This window comes from Corallococcus interemptor (genome assembly GCF_003668875.1).
Classification (GTDB): Bacteria; Myxococcota; Myxococcia; order Myxococcales; family Myxococcaceae; genus Corallococcus; species Corallococcus interemptor.
The window spans coordinates 1-8,462 of sequence record NZ_RAWM01000208.1; the positions used below are offsets into that span (position 1 = coordinate 1).

5 protein-coding genes and 1 pseudogene are annotated in these 8,462 nt (G+C 67.1%); 2 read left to right on the top strand and 4 right to left on the bottom strand.

Annotated elements, in window-relative coordinates; translation table 11 throughout:
• Positions 1 to 114 precede the first annotated feature (114 nt).
• Together tnpB and tnpC are read left to right on the top strand one after the other, a co-directional pair.
• On the top strand, positions 115 to 360 hold the full coding sequence (gene tnpB, locus D7X96_RS37745; RefSeq protein WP_158626674.1) for an IS66 family insertion sequence element accessory protein TnpB: 246 nt from the start codon (positions 115 to 117) through the stop codon (positions 358 to 360).
• A gap of 136 nt (positions 361 to 496) precedes the next feature.
• Positions 497 to 1,906, top strand: a pseudogene (gene tnpC, locus D7X96_RS37750) (IS66 family transposase).
• Positions 1,907 to 2,213: 307 nt separating this feature from the next.
• On the opposite strand, the gene D7X96_RS39770 reads toward tnpC, so the two are convergent.
• The 4 genes from D7X96_RS39770 to pabB all read right to left on the bottom strand — a co-directional run.
• The gene (locus tag D7X96_RS39770) at positions 2,214 to 2,825 is read right to left on the bottom strand and encodes a hypothetical protein (protein WP_147468507.1); all 612 of its coding nucleotides are present in this window, start codon (positions 2,823 to 2,825) and stop codon (positions 2,214 to 2,216) included.
• Positions 2,826 to 2,883: 58 nt separating this feature from the next.
• Positions 2,884 to 5,001, bottom strand: a complete 2,118-nt coding sequence (locus tag D7X96_RS37755) for an Ig-like domain-containing protein (protein WP_158626675.1) — start codon at positions 4,999 to 5,001, stop codon at positions 2,884 to 2,886.
• A 175-nt stretch (positions 5,002 to 5,176) separates the two neighbouring features.
• Positions 5,177 to 6,820, bottom strand: coding sequence for a signal recognition particle protein (ffh, locus tag D7X96_RS37760; RefSeq protein WP_121725535.1), 1,644 nt, complete (start codon positions 6,818 to 6,820; stop codon positions 5,177 to 5,179).
• A gap of 144 nt (positions 6,821 to 6,964) precedes the next feature.
• On the bottom strand, positions 6,965 to 8,462 hold a 1,498-nt coding region (gene pabB, locus D7X96_RS37765), incomplete at its 5' end, for an aminodeoxychorismate synthase component I (protein ID WP_121771901.1).

The following is an 8,462-nucleotide window of genomic DNA, read 5'->3' on the forward strand; positions in this document are numbered from 1 at the left end:
GATGGAGCCGTGACACGCGCGACTGGACGCCAGCGGGCCCCGTGCGCCTCAACCCCTCACCGGAAGCACAGGAGCCGAAGCGCATCGGCTGAACCCTTTCACGCGACATCTACCTTGACGCTCACCGCTTTCGTCTCCAGGCGGGGCGACCGGGTGAAGGTGCTGACGTGGAGCCGGGGCGGCTTCGTGCTTCTCTACAAGCGGCTGGAGGCGGGCCGCTTCCGGCTGCCCCCGGTGGACGCGGGCGCGCAGGCGGTGACGCTGGACGCCACGCAGTTGGCCATGCTGCTGGACGGCATCGACGTGGCCCAGGTGAGGCGCCAGCCCGCCTGGACGCCTCCCGGGCGTACGGGCAGCTGAGGCGCCGGGCCGGGGACGCGGCGTGGCGCAGGCGTGTTGAGGCAGGGTGCCCCGTGAGCTTCCCCAAGACCACTTCTGCCCCTGGCGCGAGGAAGCCGAAGAGCTCAAGGAGCGCCTGACGTCGCTGGAGGCGAAGATGGCGACGCTGGAGCGCCACGTTTTTCGGCAAGAGGACGGAGAAGCTGCCCCCGGTGGCGACGGAGCTGCGCGGGGCCGAGGACTCCACGGCAGACCGGGCCGAGGCCGCGAAGCAAAAGCGGCAAGAGAGGGCCGCGCGCAAGGCCGAGGAGGCCCCGGCGCGGGAGATTCGCCACGCGGTGCCGGCCGAGGAGCGCCACTGCCCGGCGTGCGGCAGCGAGGACTTGAAGCCCCTGGGCAAGGGCCGCACCTCGGTGGTGTACGAGTACGTGCCCGCGCGCTTCGAGAAGCAGGTGCACGTGCAGGAAGTCCTCGCGTGCGCGTGCGGCCGGGGCGTCGTCACCGCCCTCCTCCGGCCCGGGTGGTGGATAGGGGCGAGTACGGCCCCGGCTTCCTCTCCCACGTGGTGACGTCGAAGTGCGCGGACGCTATGCCGCTGCACCGGCTGGCCCAGCGGGTGGAGAGAAGCGGCGTGCCCATGAGTCGCAGCACGCTGACGGACCTCTTCCACCAGGCCGCCTCGGTACTGCTGCCTCTGTCCCAGCACCTCTTGCAATGCATTGCGTCCGCGGACGTGGTGTGGGCCGACGAGACGCCCATGCGCGTGCTGGACGTGAAGAAGACGCGCCAGGGCTACCTCTGGACCTTCCTCACCCAGACGCCCGCGGGCGAGTGGCTGCTGGGTTACCGCTTCAGCCTCGGCCGGGACAGCACGACGCCGAAGGAAGTCCTGGGTGGCACCCGGGGCGCCCTCGTGGTGGATGCCTATACCGGCTACAACGCGGTGACGCTGCCGGAGGGCCGCGTGCGTGTGGGCTGCTGGGCTCACGTGCGCCGCCGCTTCTTCGAGGCCCTCCCCACCGCGCCCGAGGCCCGCGAGGCCCTGGACTTCATTCTCGCCCTCTACCGCGTGGAGGCGCTGGCCCGCGACGCGGGCGTCGTGCGCACGGACGCGCACCTCGAGCTGCGCCAGCAGCAGAGTCTCCCCGTCCTCACGGCGCTGCGCGCGTGGATGGAGGCACAGGCCCCGCGCCACCTGCCCAAGGGGCCCATGGGCCAGGCTCTCTCCTACGCCCTGAAGCAGTGGGACGCCCTCTCTCGCTTCGTCTCCGACGCGCGCCTGCCCCTGGACAACAACCGCTCGGAATCGGCGCTGCGCAAGGCGGCCCTGGGCCGTAAAAACTTTCTCTTCGTCGGCCACGAGGCCGCGGGGCAGAACCTCGCCGGCCTCTATGCCCTCGTCGCCACCTGCGAGGCCAACGGCGTCAATCCCGAGGAGTACCTCGCCGACGTGCTGCTGCGCGTGCAGTCGCACCCCCACTCGCGCATCGGTGAGCTGCTACCCCACGAGTGGATGCGGCGACGCACCGCCGACCCGCCCGCGTCGCCCCTCCAACTCAGTCTCTAACCAGCTCGCTCCTCGCGGCGCCCGCCGAGCACGCTCTGCGTCTGTCATCAAGCCCTCCGGCACGTCACTGGCCGGACGGTTACCCTCCGGAAACACGTCTGCCCGCCGCCGCCGGGCTTCGGATGGGGACGCGCGGGCAGGGGACTTCGAAGTCCTCGGATTTCTGCTGGCGAAGGAGGAGGCGACGTCAGACTGAACGTCGGAGGCAATCACACGAGAGGCGCTAGCCGCAGTAAACGCGACGTGCGCTCAGTCGCAAGACTTCTGTGACGCCTGTTTGTGAGCGCCCGGGTCGCTTCCAACTCTTCTACGAAGCGGTGACGCAGATTTCGTTGCCTTCGGTAAAGAAAAAGCCAGCGGTATAGCTTGTTGTTTCGCCGGGAAGGCAAAGGCTGACATTGAAGGCAATGTTTCTGGCGTTGTTGGTTGTGACGATATTTTGGATGGCCGTTGCGTTGTACGCAACTCCTGCTTGGGTGACGCCATGGAATCGGTTGTAGAAGCCGTCGCGGCTGGTCGGAAGATCGCCCTCTGGTGCGTATGCCTTGATTTGAAATTTCGCTCGAAGCATTCCTGGCTCTGGGCAGAATGCATCGTCAACCGCAAAGCTGACCGCCGTTGCCTCGTAGATGACCGGCCCGGTTGATGTGCTTGGGTCCCAGTTGGTTCCATGAATGGCGAAGTTGCTGCAAGTGGGGCTTGGAACATCAAGGCACCAACCTGCAGTTTGAAGGCAGTAGTCGCCATATGCGCACCCCGCTGGCTGGTTGGCGTCCTTGCGGCATCGCGTGAGGTCCGCCGTCTGCGAGGACGCCTCAATGCTGCTGGATGCATCGTCCGTGTTGGATACGGGGCCGCATGCGACGAGTGAAATGATTGTCGTGAGAATCTTGAGCGCGTTTGCTTGTTTGTGTGTCATGGGGTTTGCGCTTTCTGGGTTCGGGTGGGTTGACTGTGTTCGCTCAGAGTGGTTGCGGCTAAATGTTGAGGCGGAAGGCGTAGATGCTTGCCGCAGTGGCATCTTCTTCGGTCCAGGCAATGAGGGGGCGGCCATTGGAGTCCATTGCGACGGATGGCTTGGTTGCTGGACTGCCCGTGCTTGTCACGGCGTTGAGTGATTGGGCGACGGGTTGCCAGTTGCCAGCAATCCAACGACTGATGAAAATGTTCCGTTCGGCGCCGATGATGCCACTCCAGGCCAGGATATATGGCGTACCTGTGCTCATGGCCAGTGCGGGTTCTGTATTGCCTGTGGAAGATGAGTCGATCGTCTGAGGTGAGGTCCAGTTCGTGCCCTCCCAACGAGACCATTGAATCCTGCCGTCGGACGATGGATTTGAAGGGGATTCAGCCCAGGCTGTCCAGGGGCGGCCATTGCTGTCTACAGCGATGGATGGACTCCAGGATGTCCTTCCTAGAAGTTGGTTCCCCATTGGGGTTGAGTCGTTTTGGGAGATGCCGATGGGAACTCCATCGTCATACATGCTTGTGTCGCGGATGCTGTAGGCGATGTATGTATCGCCTTCGAATGTGGCGGTGGCGAGTGAGTAGACTCGCGGAGCCATTGGAGGACGAGGCAGGGCTGTGCGCGCCCATGATTGCGAACCTGCCGACAGAGAGTAGTGCCCGATCTCTGCGATGCCGGTGGCGTCGCCAAGCGCATAAAGGTGCAGCGTTCCGTTAGAGTCAAGTGCAAGCGAAGGTTGGGAGATACTCCAGTCGTCGGAATACACAGGAATTGATGGAAGGTGTTCCCATCCGTCTCCCGTCCATCTGCGAACAAAAATCTGGGGTATACCTCCTGAATTCGCCGATTCACGCCAAGCGACAACGGGGCGGTTCAGTGAGTCAATAAGAAGCGTAGGTTGGATCGCGTCAGACCCTGTCCCCGCCAGACCACTCAGTTCCCTTCCAAGGATGGACCACGAAGCCCCTCCCCAACGAGCAACATAGATGTTCTTGCTCGCACCGTCCGATTCAGTCCACGCGATCGTAGGCTGATCGTTTCGGTCCATTTTCAGCACGACGTCGTCTGCAGAGGTCCGGCCCGCAACCGCGCTGACTGCGCCGCCCAATGGCAGCCACGTCGGTACACTGAACGACCACGTCGGCGCGGCCGCCACCCCATTGCCCGCCAGGTCCGTCAGGGCGCTCGCGGCGGCAGTGAGGTCCACCTGGACAGAACTCGGGGCGCTCAGGGCGCTCAAAGGCGTCACGGTCAACGTCTTGCCGTCCGCGGAGAGGGCCACGGACTTCGCGATGGCGGCGCCGGTCCCCGTCTTGAGCCCCACGGCCGACTCCGTCACGGAGTTCGGATTCATGGGCTCACTGAAGGTGACCTGGATGGCGTCGTGGACGCTCACGGTCGCCGCGTCCCTGGCCGGCAGGAAGGACGCCACGGTGGGCGCGGTCCGGTCCACGATGACCGTCCTGGGCGCGCTGACGAAAGCGGCCCCACCACGGGTCGCTCGGATGGACAGCTGGTAGGTGCCCTCTGCCTCCGAGGTGGTGTCCCAGGTGAACGAGTAGGGACTGCCCGTGGGCTTCACCAGCACGGTGGTGTCCTTGAGGATTTCCACCTGCTCGGCCGCGCCTCCCTCCACCGTGAACTGCAGGAGCAGAGGGCCTCGCGTGTACGCCTTGCCGGGCGTGGGCACGACCCAGTTCACCACCAGGTCCCCGGGCTTACCCACGGTCACCGCCACCGTGGCCTGCTTCGTCACCGTGCCGTTCTTGCCCTGCAGCGTCAGCGTGTAGGGGCCGGGCACGGTGTCCGCCCCCACCCGGATGCTCAGGGTTCCTCGCGTCTCTCCCCTGGGCAGGGTGAAGGACTGGAGCTCGATGCCCGCGGGCGGGGAGAGGAGGCTCCAGGTGACGGCGCCTCCGGTGGTGTCAGTCCAGGTGAGTTGGATGTCGCAGTCCAGGGTTCCTCCCGGGAGGACCTGCTCCTGGAGGGGGACGGCCGTGAAGGTGAAGTCCGCGTCGGGAGCGCCCGCGTCCTGCTTGGGCGGCTCTTCCACCAGCGGGGGAACGTCGATGCAGGCGGGGCTCAGGCCGATGCAGCCGAGCAGCAACAGGTGTTTCAAGTTGGGCATGGGGGCGTGTTCTGCAAGGTCGGGACCGGCTCGGTCCCGAGGCAGAACACTGCCATACCCGTCCATGGCAGAGGACTCTCCGTCCGGACGCGGAGGCCTCCGGAAACACGTCTGCCCGCCGCCCCCGGACTTCGGGTGGGGACGCGCGGGCAGGGGGACTTCAGAAGGCCGCGGACTACTTCTTCTTGCGGTTCTTCTTCTTGTTCTCCTTCTCCTTCTTGCGACGCTCCTTGATGGCGTCGCGGTCGTCCGGCTTGCTCACGGACGGGGGCGCGTAGCCCATCAGGCGGGCCTTGGCCATCGCGGCCTGGCCCATGGGCGGCGTGTAGCCCGGGGCGATCTGCGGCAGCTGCATGGGCATGCCGCCCATGCCTCCCAGCCCCGCCATGGCCTTCTCCAGCGCCTTCGGGTCCTTCCCGAGCATGCTGCCCAGGTCCATGTTCTTCATCTGGCTCAGCTGCCCCAACTGCTTGAAGCCGGGGATGCGGCCCAGCAGGCCCGGGTTCTGGCCGATGGTGCCCATCACCTGCTGCATCATCCCGAACTTCTGCAGCAGCTCACGGACCTCCTCCGGCTTGCGGCCACTGCCCTTGGAGATGCGGTTGATGCGGCTGGCGTTGATGATGTCCGGACGCAGGCGCTCCTTCTGCGTCATCGAGTCGTACATCGCCTCGATCTTCGTGAGCTCCTTCTCGTCCGGGTTCAGGTGCTCGGTGAGGTCGCCGAAGAGGGGGAACTTCTCCAGCAGGTCCTTCAGCGGGCCCATCTTGCGGACCATGCGGATCTGCTCGACGAAGTCCTTCATCGAGAACTGGCCGGACAGCAGCTTGCGCGCGTCGTCCTCGGCCTTCTTCTCGTCGACGACCTTCTCGAAGTCCTTCATCAGGCCGACGATGTCGCCGAAGCCCAGGATGCGGCCCGCGAGGCCCTCCGGACGGAACTCCTCCAGCTTGTCCATCGACTCGCCCATGCCGAGGAACTTGATGGGCTTGCCCGTCACCTCCTTGATGGACAGCGCCGCGCCGCCGCGCGCGTCACCGTCCAGCTTCGTCAGGATGAAGCCGTCCAGCGTGAGGCGCCGGTCGAACTCGGCCGCCGTGCGCACCGAGTCCTGGCCGATCATCGCGTCGCACACGAGCAGGATGGTGTCCGGCTGCACGTTGGACTTGATGGACTCCAGCTCCGTCATCAGCGTCTCGTCGATGGCGAGCCGGCCCGCCGTGTCGATGAGCACCACGTCGCACTTCTGCTCGCGCGCGGCCGCGTAGCCCCGCTTGGCCAGCTCGGGCGGCTGCACGCCGGGCTCGTGGTAGACGGGGACCTTCAGCCGCTCGCCCAGCACCTTGAGCTGATCCACGGCGGCCGGGCGGTAGATGTCCGCGGCGACGAGCAGCGGCTTGCGCCCCTCCGCGAGGAGCCGGCTGGCGAGCTTGCCCGTGGTCGTCGTCTTACCGGAGCCCTGGAGGCCCACCATCATGATGCCGGACAGCTGGCCCTTGGGCTTCAGGTGGAGGCTCGTGTCCACCGGGCCCATCAGGGCCTCCAGCTCGTCGTGGCAGATCTTGATGAAGTGGTCCATCGCGCTGACCTTGCGCTTCTGGCCCCCCGCGTCCGTGACGGACGTCTGCACGACTTCGCCCACGGCCTTCTCGCGGACGCGGGCGACGAACTTCTTCACCACGTCGAAGGCGACGTCGGCCTCCAGCAGGGAGACGCGGATGTCTCGCAGCGACTCGTCCACCAGCTCGGGGGTGAGTTCGCTCTTGCCGGCGAGGCGGTTCTTGGCGGCCCGGAAGCCCTTGGTGACGGTCTCAAGCATGGGGGGCGCTTTATAACAGCGTCCCGCCAGATGCGACGGTCACGGAAGCCCCGGCCGTCCAGCAGTGGAGGAATCGAGGGGCTTTCCCCGCCACCCGGGACGCCGCCGCCCCGGGAGCCCCGCCCTGGAGGGCCTTCCCATCCCCTATGGGGAGGGGGGCTCGGAGGCCATTCCCGCCGTTCCGTCGGGTTCGGGCCACCCGTCCGGGCTCCCCAGCGCCGTGCTCAGCGCCTTCAGGACGACGTGAGACTTGAGGAGCATCTCGTCCAGTTCGGCCGCCGGGTCCGAGAGCGCCACGATGGCTCCTCCCGCGCCGATGCTGACCTCCCCGGGGCGGACCACCGCCGTGCGGATGACGACGTTCAGGTCCGCCGCGCCGGTGGCGGAGAAGTACCCGATAGCGCCCGAGTACACCCCTCGGGCCTCCTGCTCCAGCCGGTCGATGAGCTCCATCGTGCGCTCCTTGGGGGCTCCCGTCATGGAGCCTCCCGGGAAGGCGGCGCGCACCGCGTCCACGGCCGTGAGCCCCTCGCGCAGGTGGCCCCGGATGGTGCTCACCAGCTGGTGCACCGTGGCGTACGACTCCACGTGCATGAGCCGGGGGACGTGGACCGAGCCCACTTCGCACACGCGCCCGAGGTCGTTGCGCACGAGGTCCACGATCATCAGGTTCTCCGCCCGGTCCTTCTCCTGGGAGCCCAGCAGTTGGCGCAGCCGTTCGTCCTCGGCCGGCGTGGCTCCGCGGCGCAGGGTGCCCTTGATGGGCTTGGACTCGACCCAGCGCTCGGCGTCCACGCGCAGGAAGCGCTCGGGCGAGGAGCAGGCGATGCCCAGGGTCCCCAGGCGGAGGTACGCGGCGTAGGGCGCGGGGTTCAGCCGGCGCAGACTCCGGTACAGGGACAGGGGCTCGACGTGCGTGCGCGCGAGGAGCTTGTTGGTGAGGCAGACCTCGTACGTCTCGCCCTCGTGCAGCTGCGCCATGCAGTGCTGGATGTCGGCCAGGTAGGTCTCGCGGTTCCTGGCGAGGCGGACCGGGAAGGGAGCACCCGGGCCCGGAGCGACGGGCGCCAGGGCGGGCAGGGCGCGAAGGCTGGCTTCGGTGGCGTCGAACCAGGCCTGGACCTGGGCGGCTTCGTGCTCGGGGGCGAGCGCCACGAGGTACACGGTGCGTTCGAGGTGGTCCCAGGCCAGCAGCCGGTCCGCCAGGACGAGGCTGGCGTCTGGATCCGATGAGGGGTGGGGGGCGCTCGCGCCGCAGTCGTGCTTCAGCTCGTAGCCGAGATAGCCCACGAAGCCGCCCTGGAAGTCGAAGGGCAGGCCCGAGGGCGGTGCTCGCAGCCGCGTCAGCTCCTGCTGGAGGAAGGCGAACAGCTCCGTGGCGTGCGCCTCCGTTTCCTGGCTCCGGGTCACGGTGAGCCGGCGTGGGTTCACCTGGTAGTGGATGACGGCGGCGTGGGGGCCCGAGGCGTCGCCCATGAAGGAGAAGCGGGACAGGCCGGCTTCGACGCGGCTGCTGTCCAACCAGAAGGCGTGCTCCTGGCTTCCGAAGAGGGTGACGAAGGCCTGCTCCGGGTCGGCGTCGAGCCGCAGCTTCCGGTGATGGACGCGGAAGGCCGGCGGCGGAGGGAGGGGCGTCGAGGGG